At 63.5% G+C, this 22,194-nt stretch carries 23 protein-coding genes; 5 read left to right on the forward strand and 18 right to left on the reverse strand.

Going from position 1 to position 22,194, the window contains the following annotated elements; genetic code table 11:
• Positions 1–139: 139 nt before the first annotated feature.
• Positions 140–406, forward strand: coding sequence for a 30S ribosomal protein S20 (rpsT, locus tag ACIPHN_RS13280; protein ID WP_006463174.1), 267 nt, complete (start codon positions 140–142; stop codon positions 404–406).
• A gap of 180 nt (positions 407–586) precedes the next feature.
• Here rpsT and ACIPHN_RS13285 read toward each other — a convergent pair whose 3' ends face one another.
• From ACIPHN_RS13285 to ACIPHN_RS13295, 3 genes are all read right to left on the reverse strand, one after another.
• Positions 587–1,060, reverse strand: coding sequence for a DUF192 domain-containing protein (locus ACIPHN_RS13285; RefSeq protein ID WP_400436846.1), 474 nt, complete (start codon positions 1,058–1,060; stop codon positions 587–589).
• 148 nt (positions 1,061–1,208) lie between these two features.
• On the reverse strand, positions 1,209–1,406 hold the full coding sequence (locus ACIPHN_RS13290; RefSeq protein WP_198984763.1) for a hypothetical protein: 198 nt from the start codon (positions 1,404–1,406) through the stop codon (positions 1,209–1,211).
• Between the two features lie 184 nt (positions 1,407–1,590).
• Positions 1,591–2,151 (reverse strand): pseudouridine synthase, encoded by a 561-nt coding sequence (locus ACIPHN_RS13295; protein ID WP_400436848.1) that lies wholly within the window; start codon positions 2,149–2,151, stop codon positions 1,591–1,593.
• Between the two features lie 243 nt (positions 2,152–2,394).
• Between ACIPHN_RS13295 and icd the strand changes: the two genes are divergently transcribed.
• Positions 2,395–3,651: an NADP-dependent isocitrate dehydrogenase gene (gene icd / locus ACIPHN_RS13300; RefSeq protein WP_400436851.1), complete on the forward strand. Its 1,257-nt coding sequence runs from the start codon at positions 2,395–2,397 to the stop codon at positions 3,649–3,651.
• Positions 3,652–3,796: 145 nt separating this feature from the next.
• On the opposite strand, the gene ACIPHN_RS13305 is transcribed toward icd, so the two are convergent.
• Positions 3,797–4,003, reverse strand: coding sequence for a cold-shock protein (locus tag ACIPHN_RS13305; RefSeq protein WP_006463169.1), 207 nt, complete (start codon positions 4,001–4,003; stop codon positions 3,797–3,799).
• A gap of 337 nt (positions 4,004–4,340) precedes the next feature.
• Between ACIPHN_RS13305 and clpS the strand changes: the two genes are divergently transcribed.
• Together clpS and clpA are read left to right on the forward strand one after the other, a co-directional pair.
• Entirely contained in the window at positions 4,341–4,655 is a 315-nt protein-coding gene (gene clpS / locus ACIPHN_RS13310; protein WP_198984766.1) for an ATP-dependent Clp protease adapter ClpS, read from the forward strand.
• Complete coding sequence (gene clpA / locus ACIPHN_RS13315; protein ID WP_400436854.1) at positions 4,652–6,955, forward strand: ATP-dependent Clp protease ATP-binding subunit ClpA; 2,304 nt, start codon at positions 4,652–4,654, stop codon at positions 6,953–6,955. The genes clpS and clpA overlap by 4 nt, the downstream gene beginning before the upstream one ends.
• Positions 6,956–7,252: 297 nt before the next feature.
• Here clpA and ACIPHN_RS13320 read toward each other — a convergent pair whose 3' ends face one another.
• The 6 genes from ACIPHN_RS13320 to ACIPHN_RS13345 form a co-directional block, all read right to left on the reverse strand.
• Entirely contained in the window at positions 7,253–8,350 is a 1,098-nt protein-coding gene (locus tag ACIPHN_RS13320; RefSeq protein WP_400436856.1) for a M48 family metalloprotease, read from the reverse strand.
• An 11-nt stretch (positions 8,351–8,361) separates the two neighbouring features.
• A complete protein-coding gene (dut, locus tag ACIPHN_RS13325) occupies positions 8,362–8,811 on the reverse strand; it encodes a dUTP diphosphatase (protein ID WP_400436858.1) in 450 nt (149 codons plus the stop codon).
• Between the two features lie 54 nt (positions 8,812–8,865).
• Positions 8,866–10,062, reverse strand: a complete 1,197-nt coding sequence (gene coaBC, locus ACIPHN_RS13330) for a bifunctional phosphopantothenoylcysteine decarboxylase/phosphopantothenate--cysteine ligase CoaBC (RefSeq protein WP_400436861.1) — start codon at positions 10,060–10,062, stop codon at positions 8,866–8,868.
• An 80-nt stretch (positions 10,063–10,142) separates the two neighbouring features.
• Entirely contained in the window at positions 10,143–10,658 is a 516-nt protein-coding gene (lspA, locus tag ACIPHN_RS13335; RefSeq protein WP_400436863.1) for a signal peptidase II, read from the reverse strand.
• 73 nt (positions 10,659–10,731) lie between these two features.
• Positions 10,732–13,626 carry an isoleucine--tRNA ligase gene (ileS, locus tag ACIPHN_RS13340; RefSeq protein ID WP_400436865.1) on the reverse strand — a complete coding sequence of 965 codons (2,895 nt, stop codon included), beginning with the start codon at positions 13,624–13,626 and terminating at the stop codon, positions 10,732–10,734.
• Positions 13,627–13,760: 134 nt separating this feature from the next.
• Positions 13,761–14,738 carry a bifunctional riboflavin kinase/FAD synthetase gene (locus ACIPHN_RS13345; RefSeq protein ID WP_400436867.1) on the reverse strand — a complete coding sequence of 326 codons (978 nt, stop codon included), beginning with the start codon at positions 14,736–14,738 and terminating at the stop codon, positions 13,761–13,763.
• Here ACIPHN_RS13345 and ACIPHN_RS13350 point away from each other — a divergent pair.
• Positions 14,738–14,905 carry a hypothetical protein gene (locus tag ACIPHN_RS13350; protein ID WP_400436868.1) on the forward strand — a complete coding sequence of 56 codons (168 nt, stop codon included), beginning with the start codon at positions 14,738–14,740 and terminating at the stop codon, positions 14,903–14,905. The two genes, ACIPHN_RS13345 and ACIPHN_RS13350, sit on opposite strands and share 1 nt — an antisense overlap.
• A gap of 2 nt (positions 14,906–14,907) precedes the next feature.
• Here the strand turns inward: ACIPHN_RS13350 and ACIPHN_RS13355 are convergent, their stop codons facing one another.
• The 8 genes from ACIPHN_RS13355 to ACIPHN_RS13390 are packed head-to-tail and all read right to left on the reverse strand — an operon-like array spanning position 14,908 to position 22,166.
• Complete coding sequence (locus ACIPHN_RS13355) at positions 14,908–15,612, reverse strand: GntR family transcriptional regulator (RefSeq protein WP_400436871.1); 705 nt, start codon at positions 15,610–15,612, stop codon at positions 14,908–14,910.
• Between the two features lie 34 nt (positions 15,613–15,646).
• Positions 15,647–16,024: an oxalurate catabolism protein HpxZ gene (gene hpxZ / locus ACIPHN_RS13360; protein ID WP_400436873.1), complete on the reverse strand. Its 378-nt coding sequence runs from the start codon at positions 16,022–16,024 to the stop codon at positions 15,647–15,649.
• On the reverse strand, positions 16,021–16,704 hold the full coding sequence (locus tag ACIPHN_RS13365; RefSeq protein WP_400436876.1) for a cysteine hydrolase family protein: 684 nt from the start codon (positions 16,702–16,704) through the stop codon (positions 16,021–16,023). The genes hpxZ and ACIPHN_RS13365 overlap by 4 nt, the downstream gene beginning before the upstream one ends.
• Positions 16,701–18,269 carry an ABC transporter ATP-binding protein gene (locus ACIPHN_RS13370; protein WP_400436879.1) on the reverse strand — a complete coding sequence of 523 codons (1,569 nt, stop codon included), beginning with the start codon at positions 18,267–18,269 and terminating at the stop codon, positions 16,701–16,703. Before ACIPHN_RS13370 ends, ACIPHN_RS13365 begins: the two co-directional genes overlap by 4 nt.
• Before the next feature lie 2 nt (positions 18,270–18,271).
• Complete coding sequence (locus ACIPHN_RS13375; RefSeq protein ID WP_400436881.1) at positions 18,272–18,967, reverse strand: cysteine hydrolase family protein; 696 nt, start codon at positions 18,965–18,967, stop codon at positions 18,272–18,274.
• Positions 18,968–18,984: 17 nt separating this feature from the next.
• Positions 18,985–19,905, reverse strand: a complete 921-nt coding sequence (locus ACIPHN_RS13380) for an ABC transporter permease (RefSeq protein WP_400436883.1) — start codon at positions 19,903–19,905, stop codon at positions 18,985–18,987.
• Positions 19,898–21,046: an ABC transporter permease gene (locus ACIPHN_RS13385; RefSeq protein ID WP_400436884.1), complete on the reverse strand. Its 1,149-nt coding sequence runs from the start codon at positions 21,044–21,046 to the stop codon at positions 19,898–19,900. Before ACIPHN_RS13385 ends, ACIPHN_RS13380 begins: the two co-directional genes overlap by 8 nt.
• Positions 21,047–21,068: 22 nt before the next feature.
• Positions 21,069–22,166, reverse strand: a complete 1,098-nt coding sequence (locus ACIPHN_RS13390) for a BMP family ABC transporter substrate-binding protein (RefSeq protein WP_400436885.1) — start codon at positions 22,164–22,166, stop codon at positions 21,069–21,071.
• Positions 22,167–22,194: the final 28 nt, after the last annotated feature.

The raw sequence follows: 22,194 nt of genomic DNA on the forward strand, positions 1-22,194 counted from the left end.
TGGCGCGTGTTTACCGGAGATACTGACAACTTGATTGCCTTGCCAGGGAAATCTGGTTATAATCCGATGCTTTACAGAATTTGGCATCGCGAGTCCTAGGGGTTTGCGGCGCAAACGACTCTCGATTTAGGATAATTTCATGGCAAATACCGCACAGGCACGTAAGCGTGCTCGTCAAGCAGTCAAGCAAAACGCTCACAACTCGAGCCAGCGTTCGACCCTGCGCACCGCAATCAAGGCTGTTCGCAAGGCAATCGCTGCCGGCGACAAGGCTGCTGCAACCAGCGTGTTCCAATCTTCCGTGTCGACCATCGACAGCATCGCCGACAAGAAGATCATCCACAAGAACAAGGCTGCTCGCCACAAGAGCCGTCTGGCTGCTGCCCTGAAGGCCCTGGCTGCTTAATTTGCACCTGGCTTGATGCTGATGCGGGTCATCCCGCTTCGGCACGCAGTACAAGAAAACCGCTTATTCGTAAGCGGTTTTTGCATTTGTGCGACGCTTTCTTTTGTTGCCGATGTTGCTGATGTTGCTGATGTTGCCGCGGCAGGCATGGCGCCGTAGCGCCATGCGCGGGCGGTTGCCTTATTGCGGCAAGCCGTCGATCTTGGTGCCGGGCTTGATGTTCTTCTGCTTGAACCAGCCCTTGTTCATTTCCAGCGCATAGACCGCCCCGCGCTTGGCACAGTGCGAATCCAGGGTCTGTTCCTTCATTTCCTCGATGTTGATGATGACGCCTTTTTCATCCATGAAGGCCACCGACAGCGGGATCAGGGTATTTTTCATCCACATGCAGACGCCGGCGGGCGCGCCGAAGAGGAAGAGCATGCCTTCGTTGTCCGCCATCTTTTCGCGGAACATCAGGCCTTGTTCGCGCTCGGCCTCGGTCTGGGCAACTTCTGCCTTGATCAGGTGGATGCCGATATTGAGTTGCGTGGTGGGAAATTTGCGCACCGCAGGCGTCTGGGCGCTGGCGCTGGCGATACAGCCCAGGGTGAGCAGGGCGGCAGTGGTGCGGAGGATGAAGCGGGACAGCTGGGGCAGGCGGGTTTGGCGCATGGTCAATAATCGTATTGGGGCAGGCACAGGGACAGGCAGGATAACAGCAGGGCGTCGCCAGGGGAATCGTCCCGGGGTGGGTATTGCGCGGCGAGCGGGCATGAAAAAAGGCAGGACTAGCCTGCCTTTTTGAATTGCCAAACGCGAATTACTTAGCGGCGGCGTCAGCTGCCGGAGCGGCCTTCTTTGCCTTCTTCGACTTCTTGGCCTTCTTTGCCTTCTTTGCCTTCGGAGCAGCAGCTTCGGTCTTGGCAGCGTCAGCAGCCGGAGCGGCCGGAGCAGCAGCTTGAGCGAAAGCGGCGCTAGCGAACAGGGAAGCGATCAGAGCGGCGATCAGTTTTTTCATTTTGCGTCCTTCAATTCAACATGTTAGGGATGTGAGGCAAACGATGATTCGTGCGAATCACTGCCAATAACGATGGGGCGGTGCGAAGGTTGACACTAACTTTCATCTTTTTTATGAGTATTTAAGAAGAACCAGGTATCTCAATGGTCAAGATGTTGTCAAAAGTTCACAACTTGTCGCCCTCTTAGTTGTCCAGCGCCTGCGCATCCACTTCTTTCCATTCGCCCGGCAGCAGCGGATGGGTCGCCAGCGAAAACGGCCCGATGGCAATGCGTACCAGGCGCAAGGTCGGCAAACCGACCGCCGCCGTCATCCGGCGCACCTGGCGGTTCTTGCCTTCGCTGATGGTGAGGGCGATCCAGCTGGTGGGCTGGTTCAGGCGCTGGCGGATGGGTGGATTGCGTGGCCACAGCCAGGCGGGTTCCTGGATCAGTTTGGCGTCCGATTTCTGGGTCACGAAGTCGCCCAGGTCCAGCGGGTTGCGTAGCTGTTCCAGCGCCTGCGGGCTGGCCAGGCCTTCGACCTGGGCCAGGTAGGTCTTGGGTTGCTTGCGGCGCGGGTGGCTGATGGCGTGCTGCAGCTTGCCATCGTCGGTGAGCAGCAGCAGGCCCTCGCTGTCGGCATCGAGCCGACCCGCCGGGTAGACGTCGGGCAGGGTGATGAAATCGGCCAGGGTCTGGCGGTCGGGATGAGCCGAGAACTGGCTCATCACCTGGAAGGGTTTGTTCAATAAGATCAGGGGCATACGCTAGTGTCGCAAAAACATGGCTTTGCGTAAAATCCTGATGCATAATCGATTGGTATGTCCTCTGTCTTATATAAGACTTTTCATGCTGCTGCGGGGAATTTTCCGACTGGAATGCCGGAAATCTCTTAAAATTCCCCGCTTGCATGGCAATTCATGCAAGAGCCCGCCATGGTGGCCTCTTGCTCATGATTGTCACTGATGCTTTCCATTGCCCCACCGCCTCAACCGCCGGAGAACTCGATGTCGTACCAACATATCCAAGTGCCAGCCGAAGGTAGCAAGATCACGGCCAACGCTGATGACACCCTCAATGTGCCCAACAATCCCATCATTCCCTACATCGTGGGCGATGGCGTGGGCGTGGACGTCACGCCGGTGATGCTCAAGGTGGTCAACGCTGCCGTGGAAAAGGCCTATGGCGGTGCGCGCAAGATCCACTGGATGGAAATCTACGCCGGTGAAAAGTCCACCAAGCTGTATGGCCCGGATGTCTGGCTGCCCGAAGAGACGCTGTCGGTGCTCAAGGATTACCTGGTGTCGATCAAGGGACCCTTGTCCACGCCGGTGGGTGGCGGCATCCGTTCGCTCAACGTCACCATGCGCCAGCAGCTGGACCTGTATGTCTGCCTGCGCCCGGTGCGCTACTTCAAGGGCGTGCCCTCGCCGCTGCGCGAGCCGGAGAAGACCGACATGGTGGTCTTCCGCGAGAACTCCGAGGACATCTATGCCGGTATCGAATGGCAGGCGGGCACCCCAGAGGTGAAGCAGGTCATCGACTTCCTGACCCGCGAGATGGGCGTCAAGAAGCTGCGCTTCCCCGAGACCTCCGCGCTGGGCATCAAGCCGGTGTCGCGCGAGGGTACCGAGCGTCTGGTGCGCAAGGCCATCCAGTACGCCATCGACCACGACAAGCCGTCGGTCACGCTCGTGCACAAGGGTAATATCATGAAGTTCACCGAAGGCGCCTTCCGTGACTGGGGTTATGCCCTGGCGGGTAGCGAATTCGGCGCCGAGCTGATCGACGACGGCCCGTGGATGCGTCTGAAGAACCCCAGGACCGGTCGCCAGATCGTGATCAAGGATGCCATCACCGATGCCTTCTTCCAGCAGGTGCTGATGCGTCCGGCCGAATACAGCGTGATTGCGACGATGAACCTGAACGGTGACTACATCTCGGATGCGGTGGCGGCCCAGGTCGGCGGCATCGGTATCGCGCCGGGCGCCAACATGTCGGATTCGGTGGCGGTGTTCGAAGCCACCCACGGCACCGCACCCAAGTATGCCGGCAAGGACTACGTCAATCCGGGGTCCAGCATCCTGTCGGCCGAAATGATGCTGCGCCACATGGGCTGGCTCGAAGCAGCTGACCTGATCATTTCCGCGATGCAGAAATCGGTCTCCTCCAAGCGCGTCACCTATGACTTCGCGCGCCTGCTGGAGGGCGCGACCCAGGTGTCCTGCTCGGGATTCGGCGAGGCCATGATCGAGAACATGTGACGTCCAGGCGATTTGCCAGGGCAAGCAGGCAACAGCAGCCGGGGTGACCCGGCTGTTCTGCTTTTTGGGGCAGCATCGCCGACGGTGCAGGGCGCAGAAACGAAAAAAGCCCCGCAGAGCGGGGCTTTTCAGAGAAAGCCGGGGATTAGGCGGCGTTCTGGATGTTCGATGCCTGCTTGCCTTTGGGGCCTTGCGTAACGTCAAACTGGACTTTTTGACCTTCTTTCAGGGTCTTGAAGCCGTTCATCTGGATTGCGGAGAAGTGTGCGAACAAATCTTCGCCGCCGTCATCCGGAGTGATAAAGCCAAAGCCTTTGGAATCATTGAACCACTTGACAGTACCTGTTGCCATAAAAGCATCTTTCAAATAAAAACTATCACACGAGCCGTCAAAGCAAGAAGCATCGCGCGTCACGCAGCCCCCCTTATACCGTGCCCCCTTCTCTCAATCAGCGGTTACATTTAGTAACTACTAATCAACGAAATTCCATTCTTCTCGCTGGAAATCGAAAAGTCAAGCAGTTTTTAGATTTGAGTTTGTGGTCTTGTTTGCACGATGGGCCAGTGAGCCCTTGATTTAGGATAAATCATCGTCATCTGCGCAAGGTCGGGAAAACGCGTAATATCTATCTCATCTAGAGGTTACGTGATCATTGTGCGTTGCACAGCTTTGATGGTCGAATAAACGCATGGCAACCAAGCACGAAAATGACAGCGGTACAGTGTTGGAGCGGCAAGAGTCCAAGCTCAAGCCTCCCCCGATGTACCAGGTACTATTGTTGAACGATGACTACACGCCGATGGAATTCGTCGTCGCCGTCATCCAGCAGTATTTCAACAAGGACCGTGAAACCGCGACGCAGATCATGCTCAAGGTTCACCGCGATGGGAAGGGAATGTGCGGTGTATATCCCAAGGATATTGCATCCACAAAAGTTGAACTCGTTTTAACCCACGCTCGAAAAGCAGGGCACCCCCTGCAATGCGTGATGGAGGAAGCATGATTGCGCAGGAACTTGAAGTCAGTTTGCATATGGCCTTTGTCGAAGCCAGACAATCGCGTCATGAATTCATTACCGTGGAGCACTTGCTGCTGGCGTTGCTGGACAACCCGTCGGCCGCCGAAGTGCTGCGTGCCTGCTCGGTGAATATTGACGACTTGCGCAAGACGCTGACCAATTTCATCACCGACAATACCCCCACGGTGCCCGGCACCAACGAGGTGGATACCCAGCCCACGCTGGGCTTCCAGCGTGTCATCCAGCGCGCCATCATGCACGTGCAGTCGGCGTCCAATGGCAAGAAGGAAGTCACCGGCGCCAACGTGCTGGTGGCCATCTTCGGCGAGAAGGATTCGCACGCGGTGTACTACCTGCACCAGCAGGGAGTGACGCGCCTGGACGTGGTCAATTTCATCTCGCATGGCGTGCGCAAGGACCAGCAGGCCGATCCGCAGAAGGCGCCGGAAGGTGCCGAGGACGTGCAGGCCGAAGGTCAGCAGAAGGAAAGCCCGCTCGACCAGTTCACCCAGAACCTGAACAAGGCCGCTGCCGAAGGCAAGATCGATCCGCTGATCGGCCGCGACTCCGAGGTCGAGCGCGTGATCCAGACCCTGTGCCGTCGCCGCAAGAACAACCCGCTGCTGGTGGGCGAAGCCGGCGTGGGCAAGACTGCCATCGCCGAAGGCCTGGCCTGGCGCGTCACGCAAGGCGACGTGCCCGAGATCCTCAAGAACGCCGTCGTCTACTCGCTGGACATGGGCGCGCTGCTGGCCGGCACCAAGTATCGCGGTGACTTCGAGCAACGTCTCAAGGCGGTGTTGAAGCAACTGAAGGACAGCCCCAACGGCATCCTCTTCATCGACGAAATTCACACCATCATCGGTGCCGGTTCGGCCTCGGGTGGCACCCTGGATGCGTCCAACCTGCTCAAGCCGGCGCTCTCCAGCGGCCAGCTGAAGTGCATCGGTGCGACCACCTACACCGAATTCCGTGGCGTCTTCGAGAAGGATCACGCGCTGTCGCGTCGCTTCCAGAAGATCGACGTGAACGAACCGACCGTGGAACAGACCGTGCAGATCCTGCGTGGCCTGAAGTCCAAGTTCGAGGAACACCATGGCGTGAAGTATTCCGCTTCCGCGCTGACCTCGGCGGCTGAACTGGCGGCCCGCTTCATCAATGACCGTCACCTGCCCGACAAGGCGATCGACGTCATCGACGAAGCCGGTGCGGCCCAGCGCATCCTGCCCAAGTCCAAGCAGAAGAAGACCATCGGCAAGCCGGAAATCGAGGAAATCATTTCCAAGATCGCCCGCATCCCGCCGCAATCGGTCAACCAGGACGACCGCGCCAAGCTGCAGACCATCGACCGCGACCTGAAGAATGTCGTGTTCGGCCAGGATCCCGCCATCGAGGCACTGTCGTCGGCCATCAAGATGGCCCGCGCCGGCCTGGGCAAGACCGACAAGCCGATCGGCTCCTTCCTGTTCTCCGGTCCGACCGGTGTGGGCAAGACCGAGGTGGCCAAGCAGCTGGCCTTCATCCTGGGCATCGAGCTGGTGCGCTTCGACATGTCCGAGTACATGGAACGCCATGCAGTGAGCCGCCTGATCGGCGCGCCGCCGGGCTATGTCGGCTTCGACCAGGGTGGTCTCTTGACCGAGGCCATCAACAAGAAGCCGCACGCCGTGCTGCTGCTTGATGAAATCGAGAAGGCGCATCCGGACATCTTCAACATCCTGTTGCAGGTGATGGACCATGGCACGCTGACCGACAACAACGGACGCAAGACCGACTTCCGCAACGTGATCATCATCATGACCACCAATGCAGGTGCCGAGAGCCTGCAGAAGCGCACCATCGGCTTCACCGAGAAGAAGGAAGCCGGCGACGAGATGGCGGACATCAAGCGCATGTTCACCCCGGAGTTCCGCAACCGTCTGGATGCCATCATCAGCTTCCGCCCGCTGGACGAAGAAATCATCCTGCGCGTGGTCGACAAGTTCCTCATGCAGCTGGAAGAGCAACTGCACGAGAAGAAGGTGGAAGCCGTCTTCACTGACAGCCTGCGCAAGTTCCTGGGCAAGAAGGGCTTCGATCCACTGATGGGTGCACGCCCGATGTCGCGCCTGATCCAGGACCTGATCCGCAAGGCGCTGGCCGACGAGCTGCTGTTCGGCAAGCTGGTCAGTGGTGGTCGTGTCACGGTGGAGATGGACGACAAGGACCAGATCAAGCTGGAGTTCCCCGAGGGCGACGATTCGTCCCCGCCGGAAGAGCCGCAAGAGAAGCTCGAAGTCGAATAAGCCGTATCAGCCAGACCAACAAGGCCACGTCGGGAAACCGGCGTGGCTTTTTTGTTGGACAGCTCAGAGTGCCCCTTCGGCTGGGCTCAGGACAGGCTTCGATACGCGGCGTTGCCGCTACTCAGGTCGAACGGTCACTAGGCCGCAAATTCGTTGGCATTGCACACTGACTCCCGTTCGACCTGAGTAGCCGCGCAGCGGCGTATCGAAGGCGCGCCCAAGCAAACGATCCATAAAAGAAAAACGGCGCGGTCTTCACCGCGCCGTCTTCACATCAATTGCTTCATCTCACCACATTTACGGTACCAGCGGCTTGCCCGCCTCCTGCTTGGCCTTCACGATCTGCGTGACCTTGTCGATCATCGAGAGGCGATAGGCGGTGGCCGGATGCAGCGCCGTGTAGCCGTTGGGTACGCTGGCCGGATACTGGTCCGCCAGGCGCTTCCAGAAGGCCGGTACGTTGTCGATGTTGTAGCCGGCGCGGGCCAGCAGGTACAGCGAGAGCGTGTCAGCGGCGGCATCGAGGTCCTGCGGATAGACGCGGATACCAGCGGTGCCGGCCGTGGTGGTCGGGTCCGGATGCGGCAGCAGCAGGTTGTCGATCACTTCGGCGATGGTGGAGACCATGCGCTGGCGGATCGCGTGGCCCAGGATGTTGTGGGCCATGTCCTTGGCGATCAGGTAGGCCAGTTCATCGTCCGATTGTGTGAAGTTGAGCATGCCACGGGTGATGAGCACGCGGCGGCCGTCGGCATAGGTGTTGACGTTGTCCGCATTGCCCAGCTCGATGCTGAAGGCACAGGCGAAAGTCAGCGGGACGTTGACGGTGCTGGTCTGGCCGCCGCGTTGCACGCCCAGTGCGATGGGGGCCTTCTTGATGACCAGCGGGCTCAGCAGCACGGCGGCCTGGCGTTCGGCGTCAGTGCCTTGCGGCATGGGCTTGCCGGCCACCGAGACCAGCAGGTCGCCACGCTTGATGCCGGCCTGTTCGGCGCCACTGCCGGGCAGCACGCCGGTCACTTGCAGGCGGTCGTCATAGCCCAGGCTGCGCGCGGTCTCGACGTATTCGATGGGGAAGGAGTAGCGGTTCTTGGCCGTGAAGCCCAGCAGGTTGCGGGCATTGCCGCGGCACAGTTGGGCGTTGCTGGTCAGCAAGGGCGCGGCCACGCGATAGAGGCGGTCTTGTTGCGAGATGAGATCACGCAGGGGCTTTTGCAGCGGATTGGTGGCCTGGGCCGTCGGTGCGGCGGCCTGCGTGGCCGGGGAGGGCCAGGTGGCCGACGGCGGGCTGCTGACCGTCGGTTCCTGGGTGGCGCAGGCGGCCAGGATGGCCAGCGGCGCCAGGGTGGCGAGATTCCTCAACTTCTGCCATGCCGGCAGGGCGGATACGAGCATGCGATTCTCCATCAGTGTTTGCCTGTGCTGCCAAAACCACCGGCGCCGCGTTCGCTGCTGTCGAATTCTTCCACCACATTGAAGCCGACCTGCAGTACCGGCACGATCACCAGCTGCGCCAGGCGTTCCATGGGGTTTAGGACAAACTCGGTGCTGCCGCGGTTCCATGTGGAGATCATCAATTGTCCCTGATAGTCAGAATCGATCAGGCCCACCAGATTGCCCAGCACGATGCCATGCTTGTGGCCCATGCCACTGCGCGGCAGGATCACGGCGGCGTAGTTCGGGTCTGCCAGGTGGATCGCCAGGCCCGTCGGGACCAGGTGGGTCGAACCCGGGGCCAGGGTCAGTGGCGCATCGATGCAGGCGCGCAGGTCCAGGCCGGCGCTGCCCGGAGTGGCGTAGGCCGGCAGCTGGTCTTTCATGCGGGGGTCGAGGATCTTGATATCGATAGTCTTCATGGATGCGTGGTAGAGATCAAAAGACACGGCCCGCAAGGCGCGGGCCGTGGTGGTTCAGGAGGCCAGGCGGCGCGCGATCTCGCGCACCAGCTGGCGTGCCAGGGTCTGCTTGTCGGCGCGTGGCAGGGCGCTGTGGCCCTGGGCGTCGAAGAGCATCAGGGCGTTGTCGTCGCGGCCAAAGGTCTGGTGGCCGATATTGCCCACCAGTAGCGGAATGTTCTTCTTGATCCGCTTGGCCGCGCCGTATTGTTCCAGGTTCTCCGATTCGGCAGCAAAGCCCACGCAATACGGGCGTTGCGGCAGGGCGGCGACCGCCGCCAGGATGTCGGGGTTCTGGATGAATTCCAGGTGCGGAGTGTCGTGTTCGTGCTGCTTCTTGAGCTTTTGCGTGCTGGCATTGGCCACGCGCCAGTCGGCCACTGCCGCCACCGCCACGAACAGGTCCTGGCCAGCGACATTGGCCATGACGGCGTCGTGCATCTGCTGTGCCGTCTGCACGTCGATGCGGGCCACGCCATAGGGTGACTCCAGCGCCGTCGGGCCGGAGACCAGCACCACCTCGGCACCGGCTTCGCGGGCCGCGCGGGCGATGGCATAGCCCATCTTGCCGGAGGACAGGTTGGTGATGCCGCGCACCGGGTCGATGGGTTCGAAGGTCGGCCCGGCCGTCAGCAGCACGCGACGTCCCGCCAGCAGCTTGGGCTGGAAGGCGGCGACGATGTCTTCCAGCAGCTGTGCCGGTTCCAGCATGCGGCCTTCGCCGACCTCGCCACAGGCTTGCGCCCCGGCATCGGGGCCGAGCAGCACGATGCCGTCCGCCCGCAGCTGGCGCACATTGCGTTGCGTGGCCGGGTTCTGCCACATCTCCACGTTCATGGCCGGTGCCACCATCAGCGGCACATGCGCCGGTCGTGCCACGCAGAGGGTGGAGAGCAGGTCGTCGCAGGCGCCATGGGCCAGCTTGGAGATGAAGTCGGTGGAGCAGGGCACGATCACCACCGCATCGGCCTCACGGGTGAGGTTGATGTGCGGCATGTTGTTGTCCATGCGCGCATCCCACTGGTCTGTGTAGACCGTGTTGCCGGTCAGCGCCTGCATGGTGACGGCGGTGATGAAGCGGGTCGCCGCCTCGGTCATCACCACCTGCACCGACGCGCCGGCGCGGCCGAGTTCGCGCGCCAGCATGGCGGCCTTGTAGCAGGCGACGCCGCCGGTGAGGCCCAGTACGATTTTCTTGCCAGCCAGATCCATCTCTTGCTCCCGGAATGTGGCGCCGCGGCGACTTGCCCGCGTGCACCCAGCCTTGCGACGGCTTCTTACTTCTTGCTTGCTTACTTCTTTGACACCCGGCGCAGTTCGTCAACCACGAACAATACCGCACCTACGCAAATCGCACTATCGGCCAGGTTGAAGGCCGGCCAGTGCCAGTTGCCGACAAAGACGTCGAGGAAATCGATCACATGCCCATAGACCACGCGGTCGATCACGTTGCCGATGGCGCCGCCCAGGATCAGTGCCAGCGCCCAGCAGAACATGCGCTGGCCGGGATGCTTGCGCAGCAGGTGGATGATGAACACGGCCGCACCGATGCCGATGGCGGTGAAGAGATAGCGTTGCCAGCCACCGCTGGCCGCCAGGAAGCTGAAGGCTGCGCCCTTGTTGTACACCAGGACGAGGTTGAAGAACCCCGTCACGGGCAGCGATTCGCCGTAGTGGAACAGTTTCAGGATGGTGATCTTGCTGAGCTGGTCCAGCAGCAGCACGATGGTGGCGATGCCCAGCCAGGGCAGGAGCCCCTGGGCGGACGACACGGAACTGGAAGAGGAGGAGCGCTTTTTGGTTGCCATGGGTGTTGTTCTTTGAGTGGGCCGCCCGCGGCGCGTTGGCGCTGCGGGTGGCTTTCAGGCCAGACCGGACGGATCAGGCGAAGCGACGCTGCTCGCCCTGGCCGAACAGGTTGGCGTGGCAGCGACCGCACAGGCCGGGGTGCTCGGCATGAGACCCGACATCGGCGCGATAGTGCCAGCAACGTTCACATTTCTGATGGGTCGACGGAGTGACGACCACGGCTTCTTCTTCCACCGACGCCACGCGGGTGACTTGCGCGGCGGAGGTGATGAGCACGAACTTCAGGTCGTCCCCCAGGCTTTCCAGCAGGGCAGCCTTTTCGTCCGACACCTTCAGTTCCACCTCGGCTTGCAGGGAGGAGCCGATGCTGCCGGCAATACGCACTTCTTCCAGCTGCTTGGTCACAGTCGCACGCACTTCGTGCAGCACGGCGAACTTGGCCAGCAGGGCCTCGGCATCGCCCACCTCGGGCAGGGCGTAGTAGGTCTGCGAGAAGATGGTCTCGCCGCTCTGGGCGAAGGCTTCCTGGTCGGCGAAGAAGCTCCAGGCTTCCTCGGCGGTGAAGGACAGGATCGGCGCCATCAGGCGCAGCAGCGACTGGCTGATATGCCAGATCGCGGTCTGTGCCGAACGGCGGGCCGCCGAATCCACACCGCTGGTGTAGAGGCGGTCCTTGAGGATGTCCAGGTAGAAGCCACCCAGGTCTTCCGAGCAGTACATCTGCAGCTTGGCCACCACCGGGTGGAATTCGTAGGTCTCGAAGTGCGCCAGCACCTCGCCCTGCAGGCGCGCCATGTTGGCGATGGCGTAGCGGTCGATCTCCAGCAGCTCGGCCATCGGCACCGCGTGTTGCGCCGGGTCGAAGTCGGAGGTGTTGGCCAGCAGGAAGCGCAGGGTGTTGCGGATGCGGCGATAGGCCTCGGTGACGCGCTTCAGGATTTCGTCCGAGATCGAGATCTCGCCGGAGTAGTCGCTGGAGGCGACCCACAGGCGCAGGATTTCCGCGCCCAGCGAGTCGGCCACCTTTTGCGGTTCCACGCCGTTCTTGAGCGACTTGGACATCTTGCGGCCTTCGCCGTCGACCACGAAGCCGTGCGTGAGCAGGGCCTTGTAGGGCGCCCGGCCGTTCAACATCGCCGAGGTCAAGAGCGAGGAGTGGAACCAGCCACGGTGCTGGTCCGAGCCTTCCAGGTAGAGATCGGCCGGGAACTGCAACTCCTGCTTGTGCGAGCCGCGCAGCACGGTCTGATGGGTCGAACCGGAGTCGAACCAGACGTCCAGCGTGTCCTTGTTCTTCTGGTACTGGTCGGCCTCGTCGCCCAGCAATTCCTTGGGGTCGAGTGCCTGCCAGGCTTCGATGCCGCCTTGCTCGATGCGCTGGGCGATCTGTTCCAGCAGCTCGGGCGTGCGCGGGTGCAGCTGGCCGGTTTCCTTGTGCACGAAGAAGGCCATCGGCACGCCCCACTGGCGCTGGCGCGACAGCGTCCAGTCCGGACGGTTGGCGATCATGCCGTGCAGGCGCGCCTTGCCCCAGCCGGGGAAGAAGGCGGTGTCCTCGATGCCTTGCAGCGCGGTCTGGCGCAGGCTGGGGCCGCCATCCTTGGGCGTGTTGTCCATGCTGGCGAACCACTGCGAGGTGGCGCGGTAGACGATGGGGGTCTTGTGGCGCCAGCAGTGCATGTAGCTGTGGTCGAACATGACCAGCTTGAACAGCGAACCTACTTCTTCCAGCTTGGCGCAGATGGGCTTGGAGGCTTCCCAGATGGTCAGGCCGGCAAACAGCGGCAGCCAGGAGGCATAGCGGCCATCGCCCATGACCGGGTTGAGGATGTCGTCATCCTTCATCCCGTGCGCCTTGCAGGAGACGAAGTCTTCGATACCGTAGGCCGGTGCCGAGTGCACGATGCCGGTACCGCTGTCGGCGGTCACGTAGTCGCCCAGGTAGATCGGCGAGAGACGGTCGTAGCCGGCGTCGGCCTTGGCCAGCGGGTGATGGAAGCGGATCAGCGAGAGTTTCTCGCCGGTGGTGGTGGCGATGATCTTGCCTTCCAGGCCGAAGCGCTGCAGGCAGGACTCGACCAGATCCTTGGCCAGGATCAGCAGCAGCGGCTCGCCGTTGCGGGTGGTCTCGACCAGTGCGTAGTCGAATTCGGGGTGGACGTTCAGTGCCTGGTTGGACGGGATGGTCCAGGGCGTGGTGGTCCAGATGACGATGTAGCCGTTGCGGGTGGGCAGTTCGGCTAGGCCGAAGGCGGTGGCCAGCTTGTCGTGTTCGGCGAAGGGGAAGCCGACGTCGATGGCGGGGTCGCGCTTGTCCTGGTATTCGACTTCCGCTTCGGCCAGGGCCGAGCCGCAGTCGAAGCACCAGTTCACGGGCTTCAAGCCACGGTAGACATAGCCCTTCTCCAGGATCGTGCCGAGCGCGCGCAGCTCATCGGCTTCGTTGGAGAAGTTCATGGTCTTGTAGGGGTTGTCCCATTCACCCAGCACGCCCAGGCGGATGAAATCCTTCTTCTGCAAGGCGATCTGTTCATTGGCATAGGCGCGTGCCTTGGCTTGCACTTCGGCCACCGGCAGGTTCTTGCCGTACTTCTTTTCGATCTGGATCTCGATGGGCATGCCGTGGCAATCCCAGCCCGGCACGTATTGCGCGTCGAAGCCGGCCATGTTGCGGGCCTTGACGATCATGTCCTTCAAGATCTTGTTGACGGCGTGGCCCAGGTGGATCTCGCCGTTGGCATACGGCGGGCCGTCATGCAGGATGAACTTGGGGCGGCCGGCCGAAGCCTTGCGGATGCGCTCGTAGACCTTCTTCTCCTGCCACTGCTTGACCCATTGCGGCTCGCGCTTGGCCAGGTCGCCGCGCATGGGGAAGGCGGTCTCGGTCATGTTGACCGGGTACTTGGAGGGCGCCTTGCCGGCTTTTTCCGGTTTGCCGGGCTTGGCGGAAGATTCTTGATTGGACATGACAAAGCTTTCGTTGGATGCTGGTTGATTCTGGCTGATTCTGGCGCCAGGCACAGCGCAAGGCGGGCCGGCAAGATGCAAGGATGGGGCGGCTGGACAGCTGCGGGAGCAGGGCTCCGGCAGCCGCCCAGCGTTCAAATTCGGTCGGTGGCCGAGACGGCGAAGCCGGCGCTTTCGCGGAACCAGGCACGCGCGTGGTCGACGTCGCGGGCGATGGCGGCGGTCAGCGTGGGCAGGTCCACGTACTTTTCCTCGTCGCGCAGCTTCTTGAGGAATTCCACGCGCACCAGCTTGCCGTAGCAATCGCCCTGGAAGTCCAGCAGATGGGTTTCCAGCAGGACGCGGCCGCTGTCATCCACGGTCGGGCGCACGCCCAGGCTGGCCACGGCCGGCAAGGGCTGCTCACCCAGGCCATGCACCTGCACCACGAAGATGCCGGAGAGGGCGGGGCGCTTGTGGCCGACCCGCATGTTCAGGGTGGGGAAGCCGATGGTGCGGCCCAGCTTCTTGCCGTGCACCACGCGACCGCTGATGGCGTAGGCGTGGCCCAGCAACTGGCGCGACAGATCGAAATCGCCTTCGGCCAGCGCCGCGCGCACGGCCGAGGAAGAGATGCGTACACCGGCATTGGTCACCGTGGGCAGGGAATGCACTTCAAAGCCATGCTGGCGGCCGGCTTCGATGAGGGTGGCGAGCGTGCCGGCGCGACGGGCGCCAAAGCAGAAGTCGTCACCCACCATCAGCCAGCGCACGTGCAGGCCCTGCACCAGGATCTTCTCGATGAAGTCCTGCGGCGAGAGGGCCGCGAAATGGCTGCTGAAATGTTCCACCACGACGCGATCGATGCCGGAGTCGGCCAGCGACTGCAGCTTGTCGCGCAGGTTGGCGATACGCGCCGGGGCGCGCTCGGGAGTGCCGGCCAGCTGGGCAAAGAATTCACGCGGATGTGGCTCGAAGGTCATCACCGCCGCGTCCAGGCCCAGGCTGCCGGCGGCCTCGCGCACGCGCGCCAGCAAGGCCTGGTGGCCGAGATGCACGCCGTCGAAGTTGCCGATGGTCAGCGCGCACGGGGCGCGCGATTCGGCAGTGGGAAGTCCGCGAAATACCTTCATTGAGCCGCTGGAAAGATGCGCTGTTGCAAAAGCCTTCCATTATAAATGGTTTCGGAGGCTTTCTTTTAATTGGTGGCGGGATCGCCATCATCAAGCGGCCCGGCGCGGGATCAGGCGCCAGTTTTCATATTTCCAAGCTGAAATATTTGTATTTTTGCAATAAATGAGCTCAGCGCTGGGCCACGGCGCTATCCGGTTGCTGTAGCTGGCGCGCTTCGGCCAGCATCCAGATGGTGATCTTGCGTACTTCCAGCTTGCTCTGGGTGATGTGGGCGCGCAGCAGGATCTGGGCTTCGGTGGCGCGCCGCTTGGCCACCAGCTGCAGGATCTTGCCGTGTTCCTCGTAGGTAGCGTCGACGCGCTTCTTCTTGAGGAAGTCCAGGCGGCGCACGATGCGGATCTTTTCGGTGACCTCGGTATGGACCCGGGTCATTTCCTGGTTGCCGGCGGCGGCCACCAGGTTGGTATGGAAGGCTTCGTCCAGTTCGGCCACCCTGACGGCGTCGGATTCGCGGGCTTCGGGCGCGGCCAGCCAGATCGCATTGAGCTGCTCCAGCTCGGCGGTAGGCTCCTGCAGGCTGCACAGCTTTTCCAGCGCCGCCATCTCCAGCACGATGCGCAGGTCGTAGAGATTGTCGAGCCGGTCGAAATCGATGGGGCAGACCTTCCAGCCGCGCCGGAAGCCGACCTCCAGGTAGCCCTCGCGCTGCAACCGGAACAGCGCGTCGCGCAGCGGCGTGCGCGAGACGCCTTGCCGGCCGGCCATCTCGGTCTCGGTGAAATTGTCGCCCGGCAGCAGGCGGAAGCTGAAGATGTCGTCCTTGATCCGGTGATAGACCTGTTCGGCGAGCGGGTTGGCGACGGTGACGGTCATGGTGCGGGCATTCTGGTGTTCTCGGAGTGCGATCTCATGCCATCAGGCTGACATGGGCGGCGACGATGCGCCAGCCTTCGTCCATGCGCACCCAGGTCTGCATCTGGCGGCCTATCCTGTCGGAGGTATGGTCGGTGAATTCGGTGGAGACCGTAGCATAGTCGGTGCCGAAGGTGGTGACAACGGTGCGCTGCAGCTTGCGCGAGGCCGGCACGGGCGTGCAGGTCTTGCGGTACTGGCGGATGGCCTCGCCGCCCAGCAGCACTTCGGCCACACCGTAGCGGACGGTGGCCGGGGCATACCAGAACCAGCGGTCCAGGCTGGCAATGTCGTTGACCAGCAAGGCGTACTCGTAGTCGGCAAAGGCCTGTTCGACCTCGGCCACCACATGGGCCAGGTTCACTTGCATCATGGATGTTCTCCGGTATAGGCCGCGACCGCCGCCTGTAGTTGCGCCAGCGTGGCACGCCAGCCGACGATGCCGCCCTGGGCGGTCAGCATCTCCAGCGTGGCCTGATGGAAGGCGGGGAAGTAGCTGGCGCAGGCATCCTCGATCACCAGGCATTCGTAGCCCCGGTCATTGGCTTCACGCATCGAGGTCTGCACGCAGACCTCGGTGGTCACGCCCGCCACCAGCAGGTGGGTGATGCCCTGTTGCTGCAATTGCGCCTGCAGCTCGGTGGCGTAGAAGGCGCCCTTGCCGGGCTTGTCGATGACGATCTCGCCGGCGACGGGGGCCAGTTGCGGCAGGATCTGGTTGCCCGGCTCCCCGCGCACCAGGATGCGTCCCATCGGCCCGACATCGCCGATGCCCAGCGTGGGGTTGCCGCGCAGGCGCTTGGCACGCGGACAATCGGAGAGATCGGGCAGGTGCGATTCGCGCGTGTGCACCACCAGCATGCCGGCCTCACGCGCCAGTCGCAGCAGCGCCGCGACGGCAGGCACGATGGCCATCAGCGGACGCACGTCATTGCCCAGGGCGCTGCCGAAACCGCCTTCCTCGACGAAGTCGCGCTGCATGTCGATCACCAGCAGGGCCGTGCTGCCGGGATGGAAACGATAGGGATAGGGGATGGCGTCGATACGGATCATGCGGCCTCGCAGTGTTCAGGTTGCTCATGCTGCCCGGCCATCCAGCGGCCCAGGGCGGCGCGGTCGGCGCCTTGCGTGGCGACATCGCGCACCTCGTGGACAATGCGCCCTTCGGTCATCACCAGGATGCGATCGGACAATTCCAGCAATTCGTCCAGGTCCTCGCTCACCAGCAGCACCGCCGCGCCGCGCGCGCGGGCTTGCAGCAGGCGGGCGTGGATGTCGGCGACCGAGGCGAAGTCCAGCCCGAAGACCGGATTGGCGACGATCAATACATTGGCCGCGCCCGCATCGGCATGCTCGCCCAGTTCCCGGGCCAGCACGGCGCGCTGCACGTTGCCCCCGGAGAGCGTGCCGATGGCCCGTTCCGGGACCGGCGGCTTGACGTTGAAGGCGGCGATCAGCGACTGTGCCTGGCGTTTCATGGCGCCACGGTCGATGCGCCAGCCCCCGCGCTTGAAGGGGGCGACATCGAAATTGCGCAAGGCCATGTTCTCGGCCACGCTCAGGCCGGGGATGCAGGCATTGCGCAGCGGTTCCTCGGGTAGCGCGAACACGCGCAGGCGGCGCATCTCGCCGCGGGTGGCGGCATAGGGTGCGCCATCGATGTGGATCTCACCCTGCAGGTAGCGACGCTGGCCCAGCAGGGCTTCCACCAGTTCCTTCTGGCCATTGCCGGAGATGCCGGCCAGGCCGACGATCTCGCCGCGCCGGGCCTGCAGCGACAGCGCACGGACCGCCGCCACGCCACGATCATTGTTCACGGTGAGCTGGCTGACCGCCAGGCCGATGGTGGCGTCGCCGGGGACGGGGGCGCGCGCCACCGCCGTCTTTTCTTCGCGCGCATGGCCCATCATCCAGTGCGCCAGTTCATCGGGACTGGTCTCGGCCACGCTGGCACTGGATACCAGACGCCCCTTGCGCAGCACGGTCACATCGTCGGCGTAGGCGGTGACTTCATGGAACTTGTGCGTGATCATCAGGACCGTCAGTTCCTGCTGGCGCGTCAGTGCGTGCATCAGGCCCAGCACTTCATCGGCTTCCTGGGGTGTCAGGACCGAGGTCGGTTCATCCAGGATCAGCAGGCGACGGCGCAGGTAGAGTTGCTTGAGGATTTCCAGCTTCTGCTTCTCGCCGGCGGACAGGCTGCTGACCACACGATCCAGCGCCAGCCGGAAGGGCATGGCCGCCATGAATTCGTCCAGCGCTGCGCGCTCGCCGCGCCAGCGGATGCGCCAAGGCAGGTCGCCCCGCGCCAGCAGCAGGTTTTCGGCCACCGTCAGGCTGGGCGCCAGCGTGAAGTGCTGGTAGACCATGCCGATGCCGAGTTGATGGGGAACCCGTGGACCACGGATCTCGACTTCGCGGCGATCGGCCACGATGCTGCCCTGGTCCAGCGGGCTATAGCCCACCAGTCCCTTGACCAGGGTGCTCTTGCCGGCGCCGTTCTCGCCCAGCAGCGCATGGATGGTGCCGGCGCGGATCTTCAGCGACACCTCGTCCAGCGCCCGGAACGCGCCGAAGGACTTGCCGGCCCCGAGGATCTCCAGCTCAAGCGCGTGCATGATCACTGCCCGATCACATCGATCAGCGCGGCCGAGTTCGACACCGCGCCAAACACGCCACCCTGCATTTTGATCATCGACAGCGCCGCCAGGTGGTTGCCGTGGTCGGTCGCGCCGCAGCAGTCGGCCAGCATCACGCACTCGAAGCCACGGTCGTTGGCTTCACGCATGGTGGTATGCACGCAGACATCGGTGGTGATGCCGGTCAGCACGATGTTGCGGATGCCGCGCGTGTGCAGGACCAGCTCCAGGTCGGTGGCGCAGAAGGAACCCTTGCCGGGTTTGTCGATGATGATTTCGCCCGCGATGGGGGCCAGTTCCGGGATGATCTCCCAGCCCGGTTCGCCGCGCACCAGGATGCGTCCACAGGGACCGGGGTCGCCGATGCCCACGCCGTTGCTGCCGATCTGGCGTGAGCGCCAGCGCTTGTTGGCGGGCAGGTCGGAGAGGTCGGGGCGATGGCCTTCGCGCGTGTGGATGATGGTGTAGCCACCGGCACGCATGGCGGCCAGCACGCGCTTGATCGGCGCGATGGGCGCGCGCGTGAGCGAGAGGTCATAACCCATCTTGTCGACGTAGCCGCCGATGCCGCAGAAGTCGGTTTGCATGTCGATGACGATCAGCGCGGTATTGGCCGGGGTGAGCGCGCCATCGTAGGGCCAGGGATAGGGTTCGGCCTGGATGAAGAGTTCGGACATGGTGGCTCCTTGGTGAATTATCGGGTCAGGCTCAGTTCGCCCGGGGCGCTGGAGAGCGTGCGATCGGGGCGGCAGGTGAGGATCATGATCAAGAGCGTGAGCGCATAGGGCGCGGCATTGAAGAGGTAGTAACCGGAGGTCACGCCCACTGCCTGCAGCGCCGGGCCGAGCGCGCCGGCGGCGCCGAACAGCAGCGCCGCCAGCAGGCAGCGCCACGGTTGCCAGCGCGCGAAGATCACCAGGGCGACGGCCATCAGGCCCTGGCCGCTGGAGAGTCCCTCGTTCCAGCTGCCGGGGTAGTACAGCGACAGGTAGGCGCCACCGACGGCGGCCAGGAAGCCGCCGGCTGCGGTGGCGGCGATACGCGTGCCGACGATGCGATAGCCCAGCGCGCGGGCCGTCTCGGCATGGTCGCCGACCAGTCGCAAGGCCAGTCCCCAGCGCGTGGCTGACAGGCCCCATTGCAGCAGCAGCGCCAGCACCACGCCGACGAAGAACAGGGCATTGATCTGCAGCGCGTGGTGCAGGCGCGCGTTGCTGCTCCAGGCGCCCAGGTCGAGCGAGGGCAGCATCGCTGCCTGGGGCTGGATGAAGGGCTTGCCCAGGAAGAAGGCCAGGCCGGTCCCCAGCAGCATGAGCGCAATGCCGAAGGCGATGTCATTGACCCGTGGCAGCGAGCACACCACGCCGTGCAGCGTGCCCAGCAACAGGCCCGAACAGCCCGCCGCCAGTACGCCCAGCCAGGCTGATCCGGTGTAGAAGGAGGCGGCATAGCCGGTCATGGCGCCGGCCACCAGGATGCCTTCCAGGCCCAGGTTCACGCGGCCGCCTTTCTCGGTCAGGCATTCTCCCAGGCTGACGAAGAGGAAGGGCGTGCCGACCCGGATCGCGCCGGCAAACAGGGCCAGCAACAGGGTTGCGTAGTCGATGTCATGCATGGGGCAGCTCCTTGGCCGGGATGGCCTGCGCCTGTGCCTGCCAGCGCAGCTTCAGCGCGGCCAGGCGTCCGGTGATCGCTTCCCAGGTCAGCAGGTTGCAGAACAGCAGGCCCTGCAGCACCAGGGTGGTGGCGTCGGGCAGGTCGAGCCGGCGCTGCAGCAGGCTGCCGCTGGCCTCGACGCCGCCGATGACGATCGCGCAGACGATGATGGCCAGCGGGTTCTGGCGCGCCGCGAACGCCACCAGGATGCCCGAGAAGCCGTAGCCGGCCAGCAGCGCGCTGGTGGCGCTGCCCTGCACGGCACTGACCTCGAAGAGGCCCGCCAGCCCGGCGGCTGCGCCACCGAGGGCGCAGGCCGTCAGGACCAGGCGATTGACCGGCAGCCCGACCAGTCGCGCCGTGCGGACATTGCCGCCGACCACGCCCATGGCAAAGCCGGTGACGCTATGGCGCAGCAATACCCAGGCCGCGACGCAGGCGATGGCGCCCCAGGCCAGGCCCCAGTGCACTTCCAGGCCGGGCAGCGAACCCACCAGGTAGGGATCGGGCAATGGCAGGGTCGAGGGTTTGTTGAGGCTGGCCGGATCGCGCAGCGGCCCCTCCACCAGATGCTTGAACAGCGCCACGGCCAGATAGGACAGCAAGAGGCTGGAGATGGTCTCGTTGACACCGCGCCACTGGCGCAGCGCGCCGCACAGCGCGATCCACAGGCCACCGGCCAGCATCGCCGCCAGTGCCATGAGCACCAGCATCGGGATCGAGGGCAGGGCCGGCAGCAGTTGCGGCATCACCGCCGCGGCCAGCCCGCCCAGCGCCAGCGCGCCTTCGCCACCGATGACGATCAGGCCCACCCGCGCCGGCAGCGCCACGCACAGCGCCGTCAACAACAGGGGCGCGGCGCGTTGCAGCGTGTTCTGCCAGGCGAACAGGGTGCCGAAGGCTCCCTGGAAGATCAGCAGGCAGGCCTCGCCCGCCGGTTTGCCCTGCACCAGCAGGAACAGCACGAACAGCAGCAGCGTGCCGGCCAGCGCGCACAGGGTCGGCAGCGTCGGAGCGGCGCCGTTGAACAGGGCCGAGCGCAGCCTGCGGGGCGTCCAGCGCGCCGGACCTGCCTCGGCGGGAGCAGTGATGGAAGTCATGGCACCGTCCTGCAAGTGGGGATCAGACCTGGCCGACCACGCCGGCCACCAGGTAATTCATCTTCTCCAGCGCCACGTCGGTCTGGACCTGGGTAGTGCCGGCCGGGATCACGGTATTGCCCTTGTTGTCCTTGATCGGTCCCTTGAAGATCTGGAACTTGCCGGCCAGCATCTGGGCCTTGATCTCATCGGCCTTCTTCTTGGCCGGGGCACTCACGGCCGCGCCATAGGGCGACATCTTGACGAAGTCATCCTTCAGGCCGCCGCGCAGGAAGTTGATCATGGGCTTGCCCTCCAGCGTGGCCTTGACGATCTCGGTGTAGGGCGTGGCCCAGTTCCACTCCGCGCCCGTGAGGTAGCCCTTGGGCGCCAGCGCGGCCTGGCTGGCGTGGTAGCCGGTGGTCATGATGCCGCGCTTCTCGGCAGTCTCGACGATCACCTTGGGGCCATCGACGTGACAGGTGATGACGTCGCAGCCCTGGTCGATGAGGCTATTGGCGGCTTCGGCTTCCTTCACCGGCAGCGACCAGTCACCGGTGAAGATGACGTGGCAGGTGATGGCCGGATCGACCGATTGCGCGCCCAGCGTGAAGGCGTTGATGTTGCGCAGCACCTGCGGGATCGGCTTGGCGGCGATGAAGGCCAGCTTCTTGCTCTTGCTCATATGGCCGGCGACCACGCCGGAGAGGTATTCGCATTCCTCGATGTAGCCGAAGAAGCTGCCCACGTTCATGGGGTGCTTGCCGGCCGTCCACAGGCCGCCACAGTGGGCGATGCGGACCTTGGGATATTTCTCGGCGATCTTGAGCACATGCGGGTCGAAGTAGCCGAAGGAAGTCGGGAACAGCAGCGTGGCGCCGTCCTGCTGGATCATGGCTTCCATGGTCTTTTGCACGGCCACGGTCTCGGGCACCTTTTCTTCCTCGATCACCTTCACGCCCGGCATCTTCTTGATGATGGCGGCGGCCTGTGCATGCGACTGGTTGTAGCCGAAGTCATCGCGCGCGCCGACGTAGATGAAGCCCACGGTCAGGGGACCGGCGGCCAGCAGATCCAGCGGGAAGGCGGCGCCCAGGGCGGCGGCACCGGAGAGTTTCAGGAAATCGCGGCGGTTTTTCATGTTGTTGCGCTCCAATGAGAACGTGGGT

The sequence above is a fragment of the Herbaspirillum sp. NPDC087042 genome (genome assembly GCF_044745245.1).
Classification (GTDB): domain Bacteria; phylum Pseudomonadota; class Gammaproteobacteria; order Burkholderiales; family Burkholderiaceae_D; genus Herbaspirillum.

What these genes read in the sequence shown, in the direction of transcription:
- rpsT (WP_006463174.1), top strand. Translation starts at nt 140, where the DNA reads ATGGCAAATACCGCACAGGCACGTAAGCGTGCTCGTCAAGCAGTCAAG.
- ACIPHN_RS13285 (WP_400436846.1), bottom strand. Translation starts at nt 1,060, where the DNA reads ATGCGCCAAACCCGCCTGCCCCAGCTGTCCCGCTTCATCCTCCGCACC.
- ACIPHN_RS13290 (WP_198984763.1), bottom strand. Translation starts at nt 1,406, where the DNA reads ATGAAAAAACTGATCGCCGCTCTGATCGCTTCCCTGTTCGCTAGCGCC.
- ACIPHN_RS13295 (WP_400436848.1), bottom strand. Translation starts at nt 2,151, where the DNA reads ATGCCCCTGATCTTATTGAACAAACCCTTCCAGGTGATGAGCCAGTTC.
- icd (WP_400436851.1), top strand. Translation starts at nt 2,395, where the DNA reads ATGTCGTACCAACATATCCAAGTGCCAGCCGAAGGTAGCAAGATCACG.
- ACIPHN_RS13305 (WP_006463169.1), bottom strand. Translation starts at nt 4,003, where the DNA reads ATGGCAACAGGTACTGTCAAGTGGTTCAATGATTCCAAAGGCTTTGGC.
- clpS (WP_198984766.1), top strand. Translation starts at nt 4,341, where the DNA reads ATGGCAACCAAGCACGAAAATGACAGCGGTACAGTGTTGGAGCGGCAA.
- clpA (WP_400436854.1), top strand. Translation starts at nt 4,652, where the DNA reads ATGATTGCGCAGGAACTTGAAGTCAGTTTGCATATGGCCTTTGTCGAA.
- ACIPHN_RS13320 (WP_400436856.1), bottom strand. Translation starts at nt 8,350, where the DNA reads ATGCTCGTATCCGCCCTGCCGGCATGGCAGAAGTTGAGGAATCTCGCC.
- dut (WP_400436858.1), bottom strand. Translation starts at nt 8,811, where the DNA reads ATGAAGACTATCGATATCAAGATCCTCGACCCCCGCATGAAAGACCAG.
- coaBC (WP_400436861.1), bottom strand. Translation starts at nt 10,062, where the DNA reads ATGGATCTGGCTGGCAAGAAAATCGTACTGGGCCTCACCGGCGGCGTC.
- lspA (WP_400436863.1), bottom strand. Translation starts at nt 10,658, where the DNA reads ATGGCAACCAAAAAGCGCTCCTCCTCTTCCAGTTCCGTGTCGTCCGCC.
- ileS (WP_400436865.1), bottom strand. Translation starts at nt 13,626, where the DNA reads ATGTCCAATCAAGAATCTTCCGCCAAGCCCGGCAAACCGGAAAAAGCC.
- ACIPHN_RS13345 (WP_400436867.1), bottom strand. Translation starts at nt 14,738, where the DNA reads ATGAAGGTATTTCGCGGACTTCCCACTGCCGAATCGCGCGCCCCGTGC.
- ACIPHN_RS13355 (WP_400436871.1), bottom strand. Translation starts at nt 15,612, where the DNA reads ATGACCGTCACCGTCGCCAACCCGCTCGCCGAACAGGTCTATCACCGG.
- hpxZ (WP_400436873.1), bottom strand. Translation starts at nt 16,024, where the DNA reads ATGATGCAAGTGAACCTGGCCCATGTGGTGGCCGAGGTCGAACAGGCC.
- ACIPHN_RS13365 (WP_400436876.1), bottom strand. Translation starts at nt 16,704, where the DNA reads ATGATCCGTATCGACGCCATCCCCTATCCCTATCGTTTCCATCCCGGC.
- ACIPHN_RS13370 (WP_400436879.1), bottom strand. Translation starts at nt 18,269, where the DNA reads ATGCACGCGCTTGAGCTGGAGATCCTCGGGGCCGGCAAGTCCTTCGGC.
- ACIPHN_RS13375 (WP_400436881.1), bottom strand. Translation starts at nt 18,967, where the DNA reads ATGTCCGAACTCTTCATCCAGGCCGAACCCTATCCCTGGCCCTACGAT.
- ACIPHN_RS13380 (WP_400436883.1), bottom strand. Translation starts at nt 19,905, where the DNA reads ATGCATGACATCGACTACGCAACCCTGTTGCTGGCCCTGTTTGCCGGC.
- ACIPHN_RS13385 (WP_400436884.1), bottom strand. Translation starts at nt 21,046, where the DNA reads ATGACTTCCATCACTGCTCCCGCCGAGGCAGGTCCGGCGCGCTGGACG.
- ACIPHN_RS13390 (WP_400436885.1), bottom strand. Translation starts at nt 22,166, where the DNA reads ATGAAAAACCGCCGCGATTTCCTGAAACTCTCCGGTGCCGCCGCCCTG.